Origin of the sequence: Pseudokineococcus marinus (genome assembly GCF_013004605.1) — a bacterium.
Lineage (GTDB): Bacteria > Actinomycetota > Actinomycetes > Actinomycetales > Quadrisphaeraceae > Pseudokineococcus > Pseudokineococcus marinus.
Map to the genome: position 1 here is coordinate 1 of NZ_JABEMA010000026.1, position 19,612 is coordinate 19,612.

At 75.7% G+C, this 19,612-nt stretch carries 13 protein-coding genes and 1 tRNA gene; 11 read left to right on the forward strand and 3 right to left on the reverse strand.

Going from position 1 to position 19,612, the window contains the following annotated elements:
* Positions 1 to 211: 211 nt before the first annotated feature.
* The 5 genes from HLB09_RS03705 (at position 212) to clpX (ending at position 5,102) form a co-directional block, all read left to right on the forward strand.
* Positions 212 to 285, forward strand: a tRNA-Pro gene (locus tag HLB09_RS03705).
* A 170-nt stretch (positions 286 to 455) separates the two neighbouring features.
* On the forward strand, positions 456 to 1,835 hold the full coding sequence (tig, locus tag HLB09_RS03710) for a trigger factor (RefSeq protein WP_171202057.1): 1,380 nt from the start codon (positions 456 to 458) through the stop codon (positions 1,833 to 1,835).
* Between the two features lie 510 nt (positions 1,836 to 2,345).
* Complete coding sequence (locus HLB09_RS03715; protein WP_171202058.1) at positions 2,346 to 2,978, forward strand: ATP-dependent Clp protease proteolytic subunit; 633 nt, start codon at positions 2,346 to 2,348, stop codon at positions 2,976 to 2,978.
* Positions 2,979 to 2,989: 11 nt separating this feature from the next.
* A complete protein-coding gene (locus HLB09_RS03720) occupies positions 2,990 to 3,664 on the forward strand; it encodes an ATP-dependent Clp protease proteolytic subunit (RefSeq protein WP_171202059.1) in 675 nt (224 codons plus the stop codon).
* Positions 3,665 to 3,812: 148 nt separating this feature from the next.
* On the forward strand, positions 3,813 to 5,102 hold the full coding sequence (clpX, locus tag HLB09_RS03725; RefSeq protein WP_171202060.1) for an ATP-dependent Clp protease ATP-binding subunit ClpX: 1,290 nt from the start codon (positions 3,813 to 3,815) through the stop codon (positions 5,100 to 5,102).
* A 31-nt stretch (positions 5,103 to 5,133) separates the two neighbouring features.
* Here clpX and HLB09_RS03730 read toward each other — a convergent pair whose 3' ends face one another.
* On the reverse strand, positions 5,134 to 5,769 hold the full coding sequence (locus HLB09_RS03730; RefSeq protein WP_171202061.1) for a class I SAM-dependent methyltransferase: 636 nt from the start codon (positions 5,767 to 5,769) through the stop codon (positions 5,134 to 5,136).
* A gap of 137 nt (positions 5,770 to 5,906) precedes the next feature.
* Positions 5,907 to 8,516 (reverse strand): valine--tRNA ligase, encoded by a 2,610-nt coding sequence (valS, locus tag HLB09_RS03735; protein WP_171202062.1) that lies wholly within the window; start codon positions 8,514 to 8,516, stop codon positions 5,907 to 5,909.
* Positions 8,517 to 8,688: 172 nt separating this feature from the next.
* Here valS and HLB09_RS03740 point away from each other — a divergent pair, with 172 nt between their 5' ends.
* From HLB09_RS03740 to HLB09_RS03750, 3 genes are all read left to right on the forward strand, one after another.
* Positions 8,689 to 9,753: an alcohol dehydrogenase catalytic domain-containing protein gene (locus HLB09_RS03740; protein WP_171202069.1), complete on the forward strand. Its 1,065-nt coding sequence runs from the start codon at positions 8,689 to 8,691 to the stop codon at positions 9,751 to 9,753.
* A gap of 166 nt (positions 9,754 to 9,919) precedes the next feature.
* Positions 9,920 to 11,656: a dihydroxyacetone kinase family protein gene (locus HLB09_RS03745; protein WP_171202063.1), complete on the forward strand. Its 1,737-nt coding sequence runs from the start codon at positions 9,920 to 9,922 to the stop codon at positions 11,654 to 11,656.
* 147 nt (positions 11,657 to 11,803) lie between these two features.
* Positions 11,804 to 12,316, forward strand: a complete 513-nt coding sequence (locus HLB09_RS03750) for a ribose-5-phosphate isomerase (RefSeq protein WP_322790010.1) — start codon at positions 11,804 to 11,806, stop codon at positions 12,314 to 12,316.
* A 131-nt stretch (positions 12,317 to 12,447) separates the two neighbouring features.
* Here the strand turns inward: HLB09_RS03750 and HLB09_RS03755 are convergent, their stop codons facing one another.
* A complete protein-coding gene (locus tag HLB09_RS03755; RefSeq protein WP_171202065.1) occupies positions 12,448 to 13,659 on the reverse strand; it encodes a S1 family peptidase in 1,212 nt (403 codons plus the stop codon).
* A 475-nt stretch (positions 13,660 to 14,134) separates the two neighbouring features.
* On the opposite strand from HLB09_RS03755, the gene ileS reads away from it, so the two are divergent.
* The 3 genes from ileS to HLB09_RS03770 are packed head-to-tail and all read left to right on the forward strand — an operon-like array spanning position 14,135 to position 19,466.
* Entirely contained in the window at positions 14,135 to 17,509 is a 3,375-nt protein-coding gene (gene ileS / locus HLB09_RS03760) for an isoleucine--tRNA ligase (protein ID WP_171202066.1), read from the forward strand.
* A complete protein-coding gene (locus HLB09_RS03765; protein ID WP_171202067.1) occupies positions 17,506 to 19,077 on the forward strand; it encodes a bifunctional folylpolyglutamate synthase/dihydrofolate synthase in 1,572 nt (523 codons plus the stop codon). The genes ileS and HLB09_RS03765 overlap by 4 nt, the downstream gene beginning before the upstream one ends.
* A complete protein-coding gene (locus HLB09_RS03770) occupies positions 19,074 to 19,466 on the forward strand; it encodes a DUF4233 domain-containing protein (protein ID WP_171202068.1) in 393 nt (130 codons plus the stop codon). The genes HLB09_RS03765 and HLB09_RS03770 overlap by 4 nt, the downstream gene beginning before the upstream one ends.
* Positions 19,467 to 19,612 lie beyond the last annotated feature (146 nt).

Here is a 19,612-nt window from a genome sequence, read left to right on the forward strand (position 1 = left end):
GCTCCGGCGGTCTGGTGGTGCGGGGGGCGAGCGGCGCCGGGATCGTCGGGGCGCCGGTGCGGGTCGGTCGCCGAGGTGGCCCGCGGCGTCGGGCGGGGATCCTGGCAGCACCGGCGGGCGAGCCGCGGGCGCGTCCACGGCCGCCGTCTAGGCTGGTCGCGGCGGTCGACGTCGCCGGGCGCGACGTGCGGGCCCGGGGCGCCGACGGCCGCGGGGTGTGGCGCAGCTTGGTAGCGCGTCCGCTTTGGGAGCGGAAGGCCCCCGGTTCGAATCCGGGTACCCCGACGCCGGGCAGCGCACCGGCGTGCGCGCCGGTGCGCCCGCCGCGGGTTCGTCGCGGGCCCGGCGCCGCGGCTAGGGTGGGCTGCTGGTCCGCGCCCGTCCCGCCGTCCGAGGTGAGGAGCCCCTCCGAGGGGTCAGGGGCGCACGTCGAATCCGCAACGGGAGCCCGCGCAGTGAAGAGCGCCGTCGAGACCCTCACGCCGACCCGGGTCAAGCTGACCGTCGAGGTCCCCCTGGCCGAGCTGAAGCCGAGCCTCGACAAGGCCTACAAGGAGATCGGCCAGCAGGTCACGGTCCCCGGCTTCCGCCGCGGCAAGGTGCCGCCGCGCATCATCGACCAGCGCGTCGGCCGTGCCGCCGTCCTGCAGGAGGCCGTCAACGACGCCCTGCCGGAGTTCTACAGCCGCGCCGCCCAGGAGCAGGAGCTCCGCGTCCTCGGCCAGCCCTCGGTCGAGGTGACCGAGGTCCCCGTCGACGAGGGCAGCCAGCTCGCCTTCACGGCCGAGGTGGACGTCCGCCCGACCATCGACCTGCCCGACTACGCCTCCATCGAGGTCTCCGTCGACGACGTCGAGGTGTCCGAGGAGGACGTGACCACGCGCCTCGACGCGCTGCGCGCGCGCTTCGGCACGCTCACCGGCGTCGAGCGCCCCGTCCAGGACGGCGACTTCCTCTCGATCGACATCCGCGCCGAGATCGACGGCGAGGAGATCGACACCGCCGAGGGCATCTCCTACCAGGTGGGCGCGGGCACGATGCTCGACGGCACCGACGAGGCCGTCACCGGCCTGTCCGCGGGCGAGCAGGCCACCTTCACGGCGCCCCTCGCGGGCGGCGACCGCGCCGGCCAGGAGGCCCAGGTCACCGTCACCGTGCAGTCGGTGAAGGAGCGCCAGCTCCCCGAGGCCGACGACGACTTCGCGCAGATGGCGTCGGAGTTCGACACCGCCGAGGAGCTCCTCGCCGACCTGCGCGAGCAGGCCCGCAAGGCCGCCGTCCTCGAGCAGGGCGTCCAGGCGCGCGACAAGGTCCTCGAGGTCCTGCGCGAGACCGTCGAGGTGCCCGTCCCCGAGGCCCTCGTCGAGGCCGAGGTCCAGCGCCACCTCGAGAGCGAGGGCCGGCTCGAGGACGACGAGCACCGCGCCGAGGTCACCGAGCAGACGCAGCAGGCGCTCCGCACCCAGCTGCTCCTCGACGCCGTCGTGGAGGCCGAGGCGGTCCAGGTCTCGCAGGAGGAGCTCGTCGAGTACCTCGTGCAGACGGCCCCGCAGATGGGCATGGAGCCCAGCGCCTTCGCCCAGGCCGTCCAGGAGGCCGGCCAGGTCCAGGCGATGGTCTCCGAGGTCGCTCGCCGCAAGGGCCTCGCCGTCGTCCTCGAGGGCGCGACCATCACCGACGCCTCCGGCAACCGCGTCGACCTCTCCGAGGACGAGGACGGCCCCGAGGCCACCGACCTCGACGAGCCGACCGACGCGGCCGGCGACCTGCCGGCCGAGGAGGCCCCGGCCGAGGCGACCGAGGCCTCGGACGCCGACGGCACCACGCGCGACTGACCCACCTCCGACGACGCCCCGGCCGCCCCCGCGGACCGGGGCGTCGTCGTCCTCCGGCGCGGCACTGGGGGGAGGTGCGGGCTGGGTGCGGCGGGGCGGGTCCGACCCGGGCACTGGCTACGCGCGTGGTCGGGGCTCGCGCCCCGACCACGCTGCTCGCCTGACGTGCCCGGGTCGCACCCGCCCCGCCGCCGTGCCCGTCACCACCCCCTCCACCACGTGCCGGGCCGCAGCGGTCGTGGCCGCCGGCCGGAGGGACGCCCGGGTCCCCGGTCGGGCGTCGGGCGCCCGGGCGGGGGAGCGCGGTGCGCCCACGGCGAACACCCGCGGTGCGCCGGAACGGCGGCCGGGGGCAGGGGGTTAGGGTCGCTGCCAGACCTTGAGGGATGACCTCCGGAGCCCCGGCGGGCCCGGCGCGAGAGCGCCGGACGAGCGGGGACCGGTGCAGTGCAGGACGGACGAGCAGGGGCGGAGCCCGCGCCAGCGGGCAGCCCCGTCGAGGACGGAGCGATGAGCGTGGTGAACGCACCAGGCGCGGACGGCGTGACCGCCCGCGGGCCCGGCGGGAGCGTGGGGCTCGACGAGCACATCTACCAGCGGCTGCTCCGTGAGCGGATCATCTGGCTGGGCTCCGAGGTCCGCGACGAGAACGCCAACGCCATCTGCGCGCAGATGCTGCTGCTGGCGGCGGAGGACCCGGACAAGGACATCCACCTCTACATCAACTCGCCCGGCGGCTCGGTGACGGCCGGCATGGCGATCTACGACACGATGCAGTTCGTCAAGCCCGACGTGGCGACGTACGGCATGGGCCTCGCGGCGTCGATGGGGCAGTTCCTGCTGTCCTCGGGCGCCAAGGGCAAGCGCTACGCGACGCCGCACGCGCGGATCATGATGCACCAGCCCTCCGGCGGCTTCGGCGGCACGGTGAGCGACATCCGGATCCAGGCGGAGCTCATCAACAACATGAAGCGCACGCTCAGCGAGCTGACGGCGCAGCAGACCGGCAAGTCGGTCGAGCAGATCACCCTCGACAACGACCGCGACCGCTGGTTCACGGCCGCCGAGGCGCTCGAGTACGGCTTCATCGACCACGTCGAGGCCCACGCCGCGGACGTCCGCGGCGGTGGCGGCACGAGCTGAGGAGGGCACCGATGGCAGACCACAGCGCGATCGCCCGCGCCGCGGGCGGGGTGGCGCCGCAGTCGCCCAGCAGCCGTTACATCCTCCCGCAGTTCGAGGAGCGGACGGCCTACGGCTTCAAGCGGCAGGACCCGTACAACAAGCTCTTCGAGGACCGCGTCATCTTCCTCGGGGTGCAGGTGGACGACGCGTCCGCCGACGACGTCATGGCGCAGATCCTCGTCCTGGAGTCCATGGACCCGGACCGCGACATCGTCATGTACATCAACTCTCCCGGCGGCTCCTTCACGGCGCTGACGGCGATCTACGACACGATGCAGTACGTCAAGCCGGACATCCAGACGGTCTGCCTCGGGCAGGCGGCGTCCGCGGCGGCCGTGATCCTCGCGGCCGGGGCTCCCGGCAAGCGCCTGGCGCTGCCGAACGCCCGCGTGCTCATCCACCAGCCGGCGCTCTCCAGCGGCGACTACGCGCAGGCCTCGGACATCGAGATCCACGCGGCCGAGGCGCTGCGCATGCGCAACTGGCTCGAGGAGACGACGGCGCTGCACAGCAACCGCGACGTCGAGCAGGTGCGCCTGGACATCGAGCGCGACAAGATCCTCACGGCCTCGCAGGCGCTCGACTACGGCCTGGTGGACCAGATCCTGCCGAGCCGCAAGGGCCGGGTGCAGGTCCCGGCCTGAGGCCGGGCGGCTCGCGTCGACGAGCGCAGCGCGCCGGGCGGGTGGACTTCCCGCCCGCCCGGCGCGGCGGCCCCGCCGAGGCGGGTCGCGTGGTGTGATGGACGGCCCGGCGGACGCCGGGTGAGCAGCAGCAGGGAGGAGCAGGGCCGTGGCGCGCATCGGTGACGGTGGCGACCTGCTGAAGTGCTCGTTCTGCGGGAAGAGCCAGAAGCAGGTCAAGAAGCTCATCGCCGGACCCGGCGTGTACATCTGCGACGAGTGCATCGACCTCTGCAACGAGATCATCGAGGAGGAGCTGGCGGAGGCCAGCGAGCTCGGCCTCGTCGAGCTCCCCAAGCCGCGCGAGATCTTCGACTTCCTCGAGGAGTTCATCGTCGGCCAGGACGCCGCCAAGCGGGCGCTGGCCGTCGCGGTCTACAACCACTACAAGCGGGTCCAGGCCGTCCCGGCCGCGGGCGCCGCCCGCGAGGACGCGGTCGAGCTCGCCAAGTCGAACATCCTCCTCATCGGCCCGACGGGCACCGGCAAGACGTACCTGGCGCAGACCCTCGCCCGGATGCTCAACGTGCCGTTCGCCATCGCGGACGCCACGGCCCTCACCGAGGCGGGCTACGTCGGCGAGGACGTCGAGAACATCCTCCTCAAGCTCATCCAGGCCGCCGACTACGACGTCAAGAAGGCCGAGCAGGGCATCATCTACATCGACGAGGTCGACAAGATCGCCCGCAAGAGCGAGAACCCGTCGATCACGCGCGACGTCTCCGGCGAGGGCGTGCAGCAGGCGCTGCTGAAGATCCTCGAGGGGACGACGGCGTCGGTGCCCCCGCAGGGCGGGCGCAAGCACCCGCACCAGGAGTTCATCCAGATCGACACGGCCAACGTGCTCTTCGTCGTCGGCGGCGCCTTCGCCGGCCTCGAGGAGATCATCGCGTCCCGCGTCGGCAAGGGCGGCGTAGGCTTCGGCGCCCAGCTGCACACGAAGAACGACGACGTCGACGTCTTCGGGCAGGTCATGCCCGAGGACCTCACGAAGTTCGGGCTCATCCCCGAGTTCATCGGGCGCCTCCCCGTCATCACGACGGTGAGCAAGCTCGACGCCGACGCGCTCGTGAAGATCCTCACCGAGCCGCGCAACGCGCTCGTGCGCCAGTACCAGCGGATGTTCGACATCGACGGCGTCGAGCTGGAGTTCACGTCAGACGCCGTCCGCGCCATCGCCGAGCAGGCGATCCTGCGCGGCACGGGCGCCCGCGGCCTCCGGGCGATCATGGAGGAGGTGCTGATGCCGGTCATGTTCGACATCCCCTCCCGCGAGGACGTCGCCCGCGTCGTCATCACCCGCGAGGTCGTCCTCGAGAACGTGCTGCCGACCCTCGTGCCGCGCGACGCCGGCACGGCCGCTCCCCGCAAGCGCGAGCGCCGGGAGAAGTCGGCCTGACGGAGGGCCCGGTCCGCCCCCGCCCGCCGCGCTAGCGGGGCGCTGCGGCGAGCACGCGGTGGACCAGGCCGGCGCGTCCGCCGCGCTCGACCTCGGCGACGTCGAAGCCCGCCCCGCGTGCGGCCTCGGCCGGGTCGCGCAGCAGGTGCTCCTCGTGCAGGCGCACCGTCACCGGGTCGAGGAGTCGCTGGCCCGCGCGCACCCAGCGGACGAGCGCCGGGCCGTGCTCGACGAGGACCAGCCGGCCGCCGGGGCGCAGGACGCGACGGGCCTCGTCCAGCGCCCGGGCCGGGTTCGGGACGGCGCACAGCGAGTACGTCGAGACCACGGTGTCGACGGACGCCGTCGGGAGGTCGAGCGCCTGGGCGTCCCCGACGCGCAGCTCGACGGGCGGCCCGCCCGGTCCGCGGTCCCGCAGCCGCCGTCGGGCGACGTCGAGCATCGCGGGGGAGAGGTCGACGCCGACGACCTCGTCGACCCCCTCGCCGTAGAGCGGCAGGTCCAGGCCCGTCCCCACGGCGATCTCCAGGACGCGCCCGCGCGCCCGGGAGACCGCCCACCGGCGCTGCTCGCCGAGAACCCACCGCTCGGCCTGCGCCATGGAGCGGTCGTAGCGCGCGGCCGAGGCGTCGAACGCCCGGCGCACGCGCCCCGTCGCGTCGGTCACGGACCTGGTCCGACGCCCCCTGCTCACGCGCCCATGGTGGCGCGCCGCCACCCGCCGCGGCAGGTCCGGGCGGGCGGAGGGGCGTCGCCCGCCCGGACGGAGCGCGGTCCGTCCGGGCGGGCGAGCCGGTCGGCGGCTCAGGCCTCCTCGGTGACGAGCTCCACGTCGCTGACGACGACCTCGTCGCCGCCCTCGCGCAGGTCGAGCTCGCGCACGCGCCCGGCGCCCCGGAGGTCGTCCGCCGCGGAGCGCAGCAGCGCGACGTCGGCGGCGGGGGCCGAGACGACGGCGTGGGAGGCCTCCGTGCGCTGCGAGACCTTCGCCTGCGACTTGGCCTTGCGGACGCCGGCCAGCGCGCTGCCGACGACGCCCAGGAGCCGGGGCTCGGCGTCGCCGGCCGCGTCGCGCAAGGGGGCGGCCACGGGCCACGCCGCGCGGTGCACGGAGGCGCCGTCGTGGCTCCACGACCACACCTCCTCCGTGGCGAAGGGGATGAACGGCGCGAGGAGGCGCAGCAGCACGTCGAGGGCGGCCGAGAGCGCGGCCCGGGCCGACCGGGCGCCCGCGCCGGCGTCGGCGGCACCGCCCGCGTAGGCGCGGTCCTTGACCAGCTCGAGGTAGTCGTCGCAGAAGCGCCAGAAGAAGGTCTCGGTGACCGACAGGGCGCGCTGGTGGTCGTAGGCCTCGAGGGCGGCGGTGGCCTCCTCGACGACGTCGGCCAGGCCGGCGAGCACCGCCCGGTCGACCGGCTCGGTGACGTCCTCGACCGGCGCCGACCCGAAGCCGAGGACGAACTTGCTGGCGTTGAGCACCTTGATGGCCAGGCGCCGCCCGACCTTCATCTGCGCCTCGTCGAAGGTGGCGTCCGTGCCGAGGCGCGCCGAGGCGGCCCAGTAGCGGACGGCGTCGGTGCCGTGCTTCTCGAGGAGGTCCACCGGCGTGACGACGTTGCCCTTGGACTTGCTCATCTTCTTGCGGTCGGGGTCGAGGATCCAGCCGCTGATCGCCGCGTTCCGCCACGGCAGGCGGTCGTCCTCGAGGTGGGCCCGCACGACCGTCGAGAAGAGCCAGGTGCGGATGATGTCCTGCCCCTGCGGGCGCAGGTCGAAGGGCGCCACGCGCGACCACAGGTCGGCGTCGCCGTCGCGCTGGCCCCACCCGCCGGCGATCTGGGGGCTCAGCGACGACGTCGCCCAGGTGTCCATGACGTCGGTCTCGCCGACGAACCCGCCGGGGACGCCCCGCTGGGACTCCTCGTAGCCCGCGGGCGCGTCGCTCGAGGGGTCGACGGGCAGGTCGGCGACGGCCGGGGTGATCGGCGCGTCGTGGCGGGGCTCGCCGTCCTCGCCGAGCGGGTACCAGACCGGGATCGGGACGCCGTAGGAGCGCTGGCGGCTGACGAGCCAGTCCCCGGTGAGCCCGCCGACCCAGTTCTCGTAGCGCACCCGCATGAAGGCCGGGTGGAAGTCGAGCTCGGCGCCGCGGTCGAGCAGCTGCTGGCGCAGGTCGCCGTCGCGGCCGCCGTTGCGCAGGTACCACTGCCGGCTCGTGACGATCTCGAGCGGCTTGTCGCCCTTCTCGAAGAAGTTGGCCTTGCGCTGGGTCGGCACGGGCTCGCCGTCGAGGTCGCCGCTCTCGCGCAGGGCGGCGACGACGGCCTCCCGCGCGGAGAAGGCCGTCTTGCCCGCGAGGTCGGCGTAGACCTCGCGGCCGCGCTCGCTGGTGATCCAGTCCGGCGTCTCGCGGTCGAGGCGGCCCGCCCGCCCCACGACCGGGCGGGTCGGCAGCTGCAGGTCGCGCCACCACTGGACGTCGGTGAGGTCGCCGAAGGTGCAGCACATGGCGATGCCGGCGCCCTTGTCGGGCTCGGCCGCCGGGTGGGCCAGCACGGGCACCTCGACGTCGAAGAGCGGCGAGCGCACCGTCGTGCCGAAGAGCGCCTGGTAGCGCGCGTCGTCGGGGTGGGCGACGAGCGCCACGACGGCGGGGATGAGCTCGGGCCGGGTCGTCTCGATGTGCAGCGCCTCGCCGGAGTCGCTGCGGGAGAAGGCGACCCGGTGGAAGGCGCCCGGGTAGTCGCGGGCCTCGAGCTCGGCCTGCGCCACGGCGGTCTGGAAGGTGACGTCCCACAGCCCCGGCGCCTGCGCCTGGTATGCCTGCCCGCGCTCGAGGTTGGCGAGGAAGGCCTGCTGGGAGACGGCGCGGGAGCGGTCGTCGATGGTCGTGTACTGCTGCGTCCAGTCCACCGACAGCCCGAGGCGGCGGAAGAGCGCCTCGAAGGCCTTCTCGTCCTCGTGCGTCAGCTCCACGCACAGGCGGGTGAAGGTGCGGCGGTCGACGGGCACCTGGTCGGCGGCCTTGACGCTCTTGCCCTCGCCCCCGCGCTGGGGCGGCTCGAAGTCCGGGTCGTGGGGGAGCGAGGGGTCGCAGCGGACGCCGAAGTAGTTCTGCACCCGCCGCTCGGTGGGCAGCCCGTTGTCGTCCCAGCCGATCGGGTAGAAGACGTGCTTGCCGCGCATGCGCTGGAAGCGCGCCACGAGGTCGGTGTGCGTGTACGAGAACACGTGGCCGACGTGGAGCGACCCGGACGCCGTCGGCGGGGGCGTGTCGATGGAGAAGACGTCCGCCCGCTCGGCGCCGCGGTCGAAGCGGTAGGTGCCGGCGTCCTCCCAGACGGGGGCCCAGCGGTCCTCGAGGCCGTCGAGGGAGGGCTTGTCGGGGACCTGCGGGGTGCGCGCGTCGGGCATGGGCCGATCTTCCCAGACCGGACGGGGCGCTCCCGCGCGCACTGCCCTACGGTCGGTCCGTCGGTGACGACGCCGACGCCGCGGCCCGGCTGCCGCGGTGCGCCCCACGACGAGGAGCCCGACGGTGAGCAGCTCGCCCGAGACGACAGCACCCCACGCCGCAGGGCGGACCATGCAGGCGGTCGTCTGCCACGGCCCGCAGGACTACCGGCTGGAGGAGCTGCCGGTGCCGACCGCGGGGCCGGGCGAGGCCCTCGTGCGCGTCCAGGCCGTGGGCATCTGCGCGAGCGACCTGAAGTGCTACCACGGCGCCGCGAAGTTCTGGGGCGACGACGACCGGCCCGCGTGGGCCGAGACCGAGGTCGTCCCCGGGCACGAGTTCGTCGGCGAGGTCGCCGAGATCGACGACGAGGCCGCGGCGCGCTGGGGCGTGCAGGTCGGCGACCGCGTCGTCGCCGAGCAGATCGTCCCCTGCGGGGAGTGCCGGTACTGCCGCCGCGGCGACTACCACATGTGCGGCCCGCACGACATCTTCGGCTTCAAGCGGGCGACGCCCGGCGCCATGGCCGAGTACATGGTCTTCCCCGCGAACGCCCGGGTGCACAAGGTCGACCCGTCGATCCCGCCGCAGCACGCCGCCTTCGTCGAGCCGCTGTCGTGCTCGCTGCACGCGGTGGAGCGCGCCGGCATCCGCTTCGGCGACGTCGTCGTCGTCGCCGGGTGCGGGCCCATCGGGCTGGGCATGGTCGCCGGGGCCCGGGCCAAGTCCCCGGCGCACGTCGTCGCCCTGGACACGGTGCCGGCCAAGCTCGAGCTCGCGAGGAGGTGCGGGGCCGACGTGGTCGTCGACATCTCGCAGCAGGACCCGGCGGAGGTCGTCCGGGGGCTCACGGACGGCTACGGCGCCGACGTCTACATCGAGGGCACCGGCCACCCGTCGGCCGTCGGCCAGGGGCTCGACCTCCTGCGCAAGCGCGGCACCTTCGTCGAGTACTCGGTCTTCAAGGAGCCCGTCTCCGTCGACTGGTCGATCATCAGCGACGACAAGGAGCTCGACGTCCTCGGCGCGCACCTCGGCGCCTACACCTGGCCCGCGGCCATCGCCATGGTCGAGTCGGGCGTCCTGCCGATGGACGAGATCTGCTCCCACCAGCTGCCGATCTCCCGGTTCCAGGAGGGCCTGGACCTCGTCGCGGACTCCTCCCGGTCGGTGAAGGTCTCGCTGCTGCCGGGGTGAGACCGCCGCGCCCTTGCGCCGCCGGACCCGCGGCGCCAGGGTCGTGCACGGGGGCCCGCCGGCGGCCCCCAGCAGCCCCCTCCGAGCAGCAGCCCCCACCCGAGCCGCTCCTCCCCGGAGCGCGCAGAGCGCCGGACCGCCCGGCGCGCGAGCGAGCGGAGACGCGATGACGCGCCTGCACGACGACCCCGCCACCTTCAGCGAGGACGCCCTCGCCGGCTTCCTCGACGCGCACGCCGGGCGCGTCGTCGGCGTGCCCGGGGGCGTGGTCCGCGCGCGGGCGACGCGCGAGGGCAAGGTCGCCGTCGTCGTCGGCGGCGGGTCCGGCCACTACCCGGCGTTCTGCGGCGTCGTCGGGCCCGGCTACGCCGACGGCGCCGTCGTCGGCAACGTCTTCACGTCGCCGTCGGCCACCGAGGCCGCCGCCGTGAGCCGCGCCGCGCACGGCGGGGGCGGCGTGCTCCTCACCACGGGCAACTACGCGGGCGACGTCCTCAACTTCGGCCTGGCCGTCGAGCACCTGCGCGCGGAGGGCGTGGACGCGCGGTACGTGGCCGTCACGGACGACGTCGCGAGCGCCGGTGGCGACGAGGTGCCCAAGCGCCGCGGCATCGCGGGCGACGTCACCGTCTTCAAGTGCGCCTCGGCGGCGGCCGAGGAGGGGCTCGACCTCGACGGCGTCGAGGAGGCGGCGCGGCGGGCCAACGACCGCACCCGTAGCCTCGGGGTGGCCTTCACGGGCTGCACCCTGCCCGGGGCCGACGCCCCGCTGTTCACCGTGCCCGAGGGCACCATGAGCGTCGGGCTCGGCATCCACGGCGAGCCGGGCGTCTCCGACGAGGACATGCCGACGGCCGCCGAGCTGGCGGCCCGCCTCGTCGACGGCGTGCTGGCCGAGGCGCCCGAGGACCTGGGCGAGGGGTCGCGGCGCGTCGCCGCCGTCCTCAACGGGCTCGGCACCGTGAAGTACGAGGAGCTCTTCGTCCTGTGGAGGACGGTGGCGCGCCTGCTGCGGGAGGCGGGCCTCGAGGTCGTCGAGCCCGAGGTCGGCGAGCTCGTCACGAGCCTCGACATGGGGGGCGTCTCCCTCACGCTCATGTGGCTCGACGAGGACCTCGAGCGCTGGTGGCGCGCCCCCGCGGACTCCCCGGCCTACCGGAAGGGCTCCACCGACGCCCTCGAGCAGGGTCCGGAGCGCTCGGCCGAGGAGGCTGCTGCGGCGTCCGCTCCACCTCCGGAGGAGGCGTCGCGCGGCTCGGAGGAGTCCCGCGCCCTCGTGCCCGACGTCGTCCGCGGCGCCGAGGCGGTGGTGGCGGAGATGGCCGGCGCCGAGGACGAGCTGGGCCGCATCGACGCCGTCGCCGGTGACGGCGACCACGGCCGCGGGATGGTGCGCGGCAGCCGCGCCGCCCTCGACGCCGCCCGGGAGGCGCAGGAGCAGGGCCGCGGGACCGGTGGCGCCGTCCGTGCGGCGGGCGCCGCCTGGGCCGACCGCGCCGGCGGCACGAGCGGCGTGCTGTGGGGAGCGGCCCTGACGGCCGTCGGCGCGCGGCTGGGCGACGAGGCCCGCCCGGGCGCGGCGGACGTCGTCGACGCCGTCGACGCCGGCATGGAGGTGCTGCTGCGGCTCGGCGGCGCGTCGGTGGGCGACAAGACGATGCTCGACGCCATCGAGCCGTTCCGCACCGCTCTGCGCGAGCGCGTCGAGGCCGGCGACGACCTCGCCACCGCGTGGGACGTCGCTGCGACGTCGGCCGAGGAGGCCGCGACGGCGACGGCCGACCTCCGCCCGAGGGTGGGGCGCGCGCGGCCGCTGGCCGAGCGGAGCCTCGGCACCCCGGACGCCGGGGCGACCTCTTTCGGCATGGTCGCCCGCACCCTCGCCGGGGTGCTGCGCGGTTGAGGCCGGGCCGGCTCGGGGCGGGCTCGGGGAGCAGCGACCGGGGACCTGGGCGGTCAGGGCATGCCTGACCGGGGCGCCGCGTTGGGCCAGCAGGACACGGACGCCGGACCGGGCCACGGTCCGGACGGGACGAGCGGAGGAGGATCTGTGGTGGAGCAGGGCTGGAGGATCGTCGTCGGGGCCGACGACGCGGGCGTGCAGTACAAGGACGCGCTGAAGGCGGACCTCGAGGCGGACGAGCGCGTCGCCGAGGTGGTCGACGTCGGCGTCCACGGCGACGACAGCACGGCCTACCCCCACGTGGCCGTCGAGGCCGCCCGTCGGGTGGCGGACGGGCGGGCGGACCGCGCGCTGCTCGTCTGCGGGACCGGGCTGGGGGTCGCCATCAGCGCCAACAAGGTGCCCGGAGTCCGGGCCGTGACGGCGCACGACGGCTTCTCCGTCGAGCGCGCCGTCCTGTCCAACGACGCCCAGGTGCTGTGCTTCGGCCAGCGGGTCGTCGGCCTCGAGCTGGCGCGCCGTCTCGCCAAGGAGTGGCTGGGCTACCGCTTCGACCCGTCGTCGGCCTCGGCCGAGAAGGTCGAGGCCATCCGCGGCTACGAGCGGGAGACCGCGTCCCTGGCCACCGAGCGGGACGTCGACCTGGCCCGCTGCGACTGAGGCGCCTGTCCGGGGCACCGCCCAGGACGCACGAGGAGGGGCCGCCCCCCGCCGAGATCTCTCGGCCGGGGGCGGCCCCTCCTCCGTCGTGGGCGGCGCCCTGCCGGTCGTCGCGCGGCAGCCCCGCCGCCTCAGCAGGCGGTGACGACCTGCGGGGCCCGGCTCCAGGCGTCGACGAGCGCCGCGGCGGTCGGGGCGCCCGCGCCGACCGTCACGTTGGTGTCGACGCCCGTGCTCGTGAGGGCGACGACGGTGCCGTCGGCGAGGAGCCACGGGCCTCCGCTGGCCCCCGGCGAGGTCTGCACGTCGCTCTGCACCGCGTCGGTGAGGGCGGCGCCGCCGACGCCGGCGAAGGCGGGCAGCACGGACGACACGGTGCCCAGCTGGAGGCTCTGGCCCAGGCCCGAGGCGAAGCCGACGAGCGCGTGCGGGGTCCCGACGGGCGGGAGCTCCGCGGCGAGGGGGAGCGCCAGCCCGGGGTGCTGGGTGGGGACGCGCAGGAGGGCCACGTCCTGCGCGACGTCGAGCCCGACGACCTCCGCCGTCTCGTCGCGGCCGCCGACGACCACGCCGAGGGAGGCCGCGTCCTCGACGACGTGCGCGGCCGTCACGAGCAGGTCGGGGCCGACGAAGAAGGCCGTGCCCGTGGAGGCGTCGCCCGGCGTGCAGCCCTCACGGGAGACCTGCACGACCGAGCCCTCCACCGCGCGGTACAGGGCCGCCCAGTCGGGGGCCGCGGGGCTGCTCGCCGGGGCGGGCGCCGGCGCGGCCGCCCGCTCCTCGGCCACCCGGGCGGAGGCGGGGACGGCGGCCGGGGCGGCGGCCGGGGCGGGGACTGCGGCCGAGGCCGCGGCGGCGGCGGCCGCTATCGCCCGCTCCTCCTCAAGCGCCCAGCGGGGGGCGGGGGTGCGGTAGGTGCGCTCGAGCGAGGCCTCGGCGGTGCGGCCGGGCAGGTCGCCCGCGACCGCCCGGAGCTGGACCAGCACGCCGTCGCCCGGCACCACGCCCGCGAGGCGGGAGGACCGAGCGGCCGCGTCGAGGACGACGGCCGGGGCGTCGTCGACGAAGAGCTCGTAGCCCGTCATCACGGCCCCGGGACCGTCGGGCGCCTCCCACGTGGCCACGACGGCGTCACCCTCGACGTGCAGGGCGAGCGCCCGGGGCGCCTCCGGCCGCGCGGTCGCCGCCGCCACCGGAGCCATGCGCGGGGCCGCCTGGACCGTGACCGCCTCGACCGCGGCCCCCGCGCCGGGGGCGGCGGCGCCGCAGCCCGTGAGGACCAGGCCCACGGCGAGGGAGGCGACGAGGGCGGCGGTCGAGCGGCGGGTGCGGGGGCTGGCCATGAGGGGTGTCCTTCGTCGTCGAGGGGCGTCGGTTGGTTGAAGCCTCACCTACCTTTCGCGACCCGGCGAGGGGCGGACGGGGGCGTGCCCCGGACAGCTGCACCCGGACGGGGCACGGCGCTCGAGGTCGACGTCGCCCGTGCCGAGGGGCCGCCCCTCCCGGCGCCCTGCGCGCGGACCCGGCGGCGCCTCCGGCGCGGTGCGCGTGGCGCCGGTGGCGTGGGGGCGCGTAGCCTTCCTCCAACGGCGTCGACCCGGCCATCACCGGCGAGCCCCCGGAAGAACGGGCGCCCCGCGGGGCGCCCCAGTAGAACCGGGCGGGACCAGCCCGTCAGCGCTGGACGAGGAGCGGCGCTCCGCCCCACCGGGGCGGGGCGCAAGCGAGGTGGTACCGCGGGTGCCCGGCCGGACGCCGGACGCTCGTCCTCGCGGTCCGGAGCGCACGCGCGTGCGCCCGGGGCGAGGAGGTCCCGCGATGACCACGGCCGAGGCCACCGGGCCTGACGAGAGCACCGGGCCTGACGAGAGCACCGGTGCCCCCGCGTCGCCACGGGGTGTCTACCCGCTCGCGTCCGCCGGGCGCACCGGCGCGGGGGGCGGGGTTCCGGCGTCGCCGTCGCTGCCCGACCTCGAGCGGCGCGTGCTCGGCTACTGGGCCGAGGACGGCACCTTCCGCGCCAGCGTCGACCAGCGGCCGGCGGGCGAGGACGGCGCCAACGAGTACGTCTTCTACGACGGGCCCCCCTTCGCCAACGGCCTGCCGCACTACGGCCACCTGCTCACGGGCTACGTCAAGGACGTCGTCCCCCGCTACCAGACGATGCGCGGGCGCCGGGTCGAGCGCCGCTTCGGCTGGGACTGCCACGGGCTGCCCGCCGAGCTCGAGGCCGAGCGGCAGCTCGGCATCGGCGGCAAGCGCGACGTCCTCGAGATGGGCATCGAGGTCTTCAACGAGGCGTGCCGCTCGAGCGTCCTGCGCTACACCGACGAGTGGCAGGAGTACGTCACCCGCCAGGCCCGCTGGGTCGACTTCGACCACGACTACAAGACCCTGGACCTCTCGTACATGGAGAGCGTCATGTGGGCCTTCAAGACGCTCCACGACAAGGGCCTCGTCTACGAGGGTCAGCGCGTGCTGCCGTACTGCTGGCGCGACGAGACGCCGCTGTCGAACCACGAGCTGCGCATGGACGACGACGTCTACCAGCAGCGGCAGGACCCAGCGGTCACCGTCTGGTTCGGCCTCGAGACCGGCGAGCGCCTGCTCGCCTGGACCACCACGCCGTGGACGCTGCCGAGCAACCTCGCCGTCGCCGTCGGGCCCGACGTCGACTACGTCGTCGTCGAGGCCGGCCCGGGGGCGGCGGACGGCGGCGCGGGCGAGCGGTACGTGCTCGCGCAGGCGCGGTTGGCCTCCTACGCCGAGGCGCTCGACCTCGGGGACGACCCGGCCGCGCGCGTCGTCCAGCGGCTGCGCGGCACCGACCTGGTCGGCCGCCGCTACGCGCCGCTGTTCGACTACCTGGCCGACGCGGACGTCTTCGGCACGGAGCGCGCCTTCGTCGTCGTCCCCAGCGACCACGTGACGACCGAGGACGGCACCGGCGTCGTGCACATGGCGCCGGCGTACGGCGAGGACGACCAGCGGGTCTGCGCCGAGCACGGCATCCCCGTCGTCCTCACGGTCGACGACCGCGCGCGCTTCACCTCGGTGGTGCCCGACTTCGAGGGCCAGCACGTCTTCGAGGCGAACACCCCCATCACGCGGGCGCTGCGCGAGCGCGGCCGCGTCCTGCGCGCCGACTCCTACGTGCACTCCTACCCGCACTGCTGGCGCTGCCGGAACCCGCTGATCTACCGCGCCGTCTCGTCGTGGTTCGTCGAGGTGACGAAGGTCCGGGACCGGATGGTCGAGCTCAACCAGCTCGTCGAGTGGGTGCCCGGCCACGTCAAGGACGGCCAGTTCGGCAAGTGGCTCCAGGGCGCCCGCGACTGGTCGATCAGCCGCAACCGCTTCTGGGGCAGCCCCCTCCCCGTGTGGGTCTCGGACGACCCGGCGCACCCGCGCACCGACGTCTACGGCTCCCTCGACGAGCTGGAGCGCGACTTCGGCGTCCGCCCGACCGACCTGCACCGGCCCTTCGTCGACGAGCTGGTCCGACCGAACCCGGACGACCCGACGGGGCGCTCGACGATGCGCCGGGTGCCCGACGTCCTCGACGTCTGGTTCGACTCGGGCTCGATGCCCTTCGCCCAGGTCCACGCGCCCTTCGAGGACGGGGAGTGGTTCGACTCCCACTTCCCGGGCGACTTCGTCGTCGAGTACATCGGCCAGACGCGCGGCTGGTTCTACACGATGCACGTGCTGGCGACGGCGCTCTTCGACCGCCCGGCGTTCCGGCGGGTGGTGAGCCACGGGATCGTCCTCGGCGACGACGGCCAGAAGATGTCCAAGAGCCTGCGCAACTACCCCGACGTCGGCGAGGTCTTCGCCCGCGACGGCTCCGACGCCATGCGCTGGTTCCTCATGGCCTCGCCGGTGCTGCGCGGGGGCAACCTCGTCGTCACCGAGGCGGGGATCCGCGAGGGCGTGCGCGCCGTGCTCCTGCCGCTGTGGAACGCGTGGTCCTTCCTCGCGCTCTACGCCGGCTCGGCCGACGGCGGGGCCGGGCGCGAGGCGCGCCTGGACGCCCCGGCCTCGGAGGACCTCCTCGACCGGTACGTCGTCGCCCGGACGGCGGCGCTCGTCGACGACGTCACGGCGGCGCTCGACGTCGTCGACGTCGCGGGCGCCTGCGAGGCCGTGCGCGAGTACGTCGACGTCCTCACCAACTGGTACGTGCGCCGCTCGCGGGCGCGCTTCTGGGGCGAGGACCCGGCGGCCATGGACACCCTGGCGCGGGTGCTCGAGGTCGTCTGCCGGGTGGCCGCGCCGCTGCTGCCGCTGACGACGGAGGAGGTCTGGCGGGGCCTCACCGGCGGGCGCAGCGTGCACCTGGAGGACTGGCCCGTCCCGGGCCCGCGCGAGGAGGGGGGTCACGGCCTGGCGCACGACCCCGACCTCGTGGCGGCCATGGACCGCGTCCGCGCGGTCTGCTCCGCGGCGTCGTCGCTGCGCAAGGCGCACGGCCTGCGCACGCGCCTGCCGCTCGCGCGCCTCGAGGTGGTCGTCGACGACCCGGCGTCGCTCGAGCCCTTCGCCGACGTGGTCCGCGACGAGGTCAACGTGCGGGAGGTCGTCCTGCGCAGCACGGCCGACGCGGGCGGCGGCGTCGTCGAGCGCGTCGTCGTCAACGCGCGGGCCGCCGGCCCGCGGCTCGGGAAGCAGGTGCAGGTGGCGCTGCGCGCCGCCAAGGCCGGCGACGTGGAGGTCGGCGACGACGGGTCCGTCATGGCCGGCGGGATCGCCCTGCAGGAGGGGGAGTACGAGGTGCAGCGGGTCGTGGGGGAGCAGGCCGCCGGCACGGCGGCGCAGGTGCTGCCCGGCCGGGCGGGCTGGGTCGTGCTGGCGACGGAGGTGACGCCGGAGCTCGCCGCCGAGGGCGTGGCGCGCGACGTCGTCCGGCTCGTGCAGCAGGCGCGGCGCGACGCCGGTCTCGCCGTCGGCACCCGCATCCGGCTGACGGTCGTCGGGGACGAGCCGGTCTGGGAGGCGGTCATGGCCCACCAGGGGCTGGTCATGGGGGAGGTGCTCGCCGACAGCGTGGGCGCCGTCACCTTCGACGCGGCGCGCGAGCTCGGGGGCGCCGCCGGCGACCTCGCGGCCGCGGCCGCGGACCCGGCGGGGGGCGTGAGCGACGGGACCGCCGGCGACGGCGCCCGCGTGCGCGTCCGGGTGGAGGCCCGGTGAGCGCCGGAGGCGGCCCCGGCCGCACGCCCGCGGAGCGGCTGCGCGCCGCGCACGCCGAGCTGCTCTCCCGCACCCCCGAGAACGCGGTGCAGCCGCGGCTCGACCCGGTGCGCCGGGCGCTGGAGCTCCTCGGCGACCCGCAGCGGGCCTACCCGGTGGTGCACGTCGGCGGCACGAACGGCAAGACGTCGACCGCGCGCATCGCCGAGCGGCTGCTGCGCGAGCACGACCTGCGCACCGGGCGCTTCACCAGCCCGCACCTGCACAGCGTCACCGAGCGCATCAGCGTCGACGGCCTGCCCCTGGCCGACGACGCCTTCGCCGACCTCCACGAGGACGTCGCCCCCTACCTCGCCCTCGTCGACGGCGAGCTGCGGACGGCGGGCGAGGTGCCGCTCACCTACTTCGAGGCGCTCGCCGTCATGGCCTTCGCCGCCTTCGCCGAGGCGCCGGTCGACGTCGCCGTCGTCGAGGTCGGCCTGGGCGGGACGTGGGACGCGACGAACGTCGTTGAGTCGGCGGTGCAGGTGATCACGCCCATCTCGCTGGACCACACGGAGCTGCTCGGGCCGACGGTCGAGGACATCGCCCGCGAGAAGGCCGGCATCCTGCGGCGGGACGCCATCGCGGTCGTCGGCCTGCAGCCCGACGGCGCGGGCGAGGTGCTCGGCGAGCGGGCGGCCCAGCTGCGCACGCGCGTCGTCCGCGAGGGCGAGCACTTCGCCCTGGCGGGCCGCTCGGTCGCCGTCGGCGGCCAGCTCATCGCCGTCCAGGGGCTGGCCGCGCGCTACGAGGACGTCTTCCTGCCGCTGCACGGCGCCCACCAGGCGCACAACGCGGCGCTCGCCGTCGTCGCCGTCGAGGCGCTGCTCGGCGGGGGGGAGCGCGCCCTCGACGGCGCCCTGCTCGAGGCCGCCCTCGGCGACGTCGCCTCGCCCGGCCGCCTGGAGGTGCTCCGCCCGTCGCCGCTCGTGCTGGCGGACGCCGCCCACAACGCCGCCGGCGTCGCGACGCTCGTCGACGCGCTCGAGGAGGCCTTCGCCGTCCGCCACGGCGTCGGCGTCGTCGGGGTGCTCGAGGGCAAGGACGCCGAGGGCATCCTGTCGCTGCTGGAGCCGGCGCTCGAGGAGGTCGTCGTCACGCGCTCCTCCTCGCCGCGCGCCGTGGACGTCGAGGTCCTCGCCGGCATCGCCCGCGACGTCTTCGGGGAGGACCGCGTGCACGTCGCCGAGCGGCTCGACCAGGCCATCGCGACCGCCGTCGACCTCGCCGACGTCGGCGGCGGCGGGTCCGGGGGGGTCCTCGTCACCGGGTCGGTCACGGTGGCCGCCGAGGCGCGCCAGCTGCTGGGGGCGGCCGCCGTCGACGCGCCCGGGCGGTCGCGCGGCGCCGGGCCCGCGGCGGGCGGCGAGGACGAGGGCGACGGCGGGCCCGGCGACGAGCGCGAGCCGCTCGACATCCTCGGCTACCCGCTGGACCTCGACGGCGACGAGGACGCGGGGCGGCTCGGCGTCGACCCCGACCCGGAGGACGACCCGGGCGACGGACCGCTCGGCGGGGCGCGGTGACCGCCCGCCTCGCCGCCTCGGTGCTCGTCCTCGAGGCGTTCCTCGTCTTCTTCGCCGTCCTCGCCGCGTCGCAGCTCTCGGACGCCCCGGCCGGTCTCGTCTGGGGCGGCGGCCTCGGGCTGGCCGTCGTGCTGCTGCTGGCGTCCGGGCTCGTGCGGCGGCCGTGGGGCATCGCGCTCGGGTGGGTGCTGCAGGCGGTCGTCGTCCTCGGTGGCCTCGTCCTGCCGGCGATGTTCGCCCTCGGCGCCCTCTTCGCCGTCCTCTGGTCCGCCATGCTTCGCCTCGGCCGGAAGGTGGAGCGCGACCGCGCGGCCTTCGTCGAGCGCTGGGGGCACCCCGACACGTGGGACGACGGGCAGCCGCCGGCCGGGGCTCCCACGCGGGGCTGAGCGGCGCCCGCGGGTCCAGGGGCGTGCACGAGCTCGGCGGCCGTGGCGCAGCGGTCGAGCAGCGCACCGGTCGTCGCCCGGGTGCCCCGCAGGGGCTCGAGCATCGGCACCCGCTGCAGCGAGGCGCGGCCCGCGACGTCGAGGAT

Bases quoted from the DNA above. Each gene is read 5' to 3' on its own strand.
- HLB09_RS03745 (WP_171202063.1), top strand. From the start codon at position 9,920: ATGACGCGCCTGCACGACGACCCCGCCACCTTCAGCGAGGACGCCCTC.
- valS (WP_171202062.1), bottom strand. From the start codon at position 8,516: ATGCCCGACGCGCGCACCCCGCAGGTCCCCGACAAGCCCTCCCTCGAC.
- HLB09_RS03720 (WP_171202059.1), top strand. From the start codon at position 2,990: ATGGCAGACCACAGCGCGATCGCCCGCGCCGCGGGCGGGGTGGCGCCG.
- ileS (WP_171202066.1), top strand. From the start codon at position 14,135: ATGACCACGGCCGAGGCCACCGGGCCTGACGAGAGCACCGGGCCTGAC.
- HLB09_RS03740 (WP_171202069.1), top strand. From the start codon at position 8,689: ATGCAGGCGGTCGTCTGCCACGGCCCGCAGGACTACCGGCTGGAGGAG.
- HLB09_RS03715 (WP_171202058.1), top strand. From the start codon at position 2,346: ATGAGCGTGGTGAACGCACCAGGCGCGGACGGCGTGACCGCCCGCGGG.
- HLB09_RS03755 (WP_171202065.1), bottom strand. From the start codon at position 13,659: ATGGCCAGCCCCCGCACCCGCCGCTCGACCGCCGCCCTCGTCGCCTCC.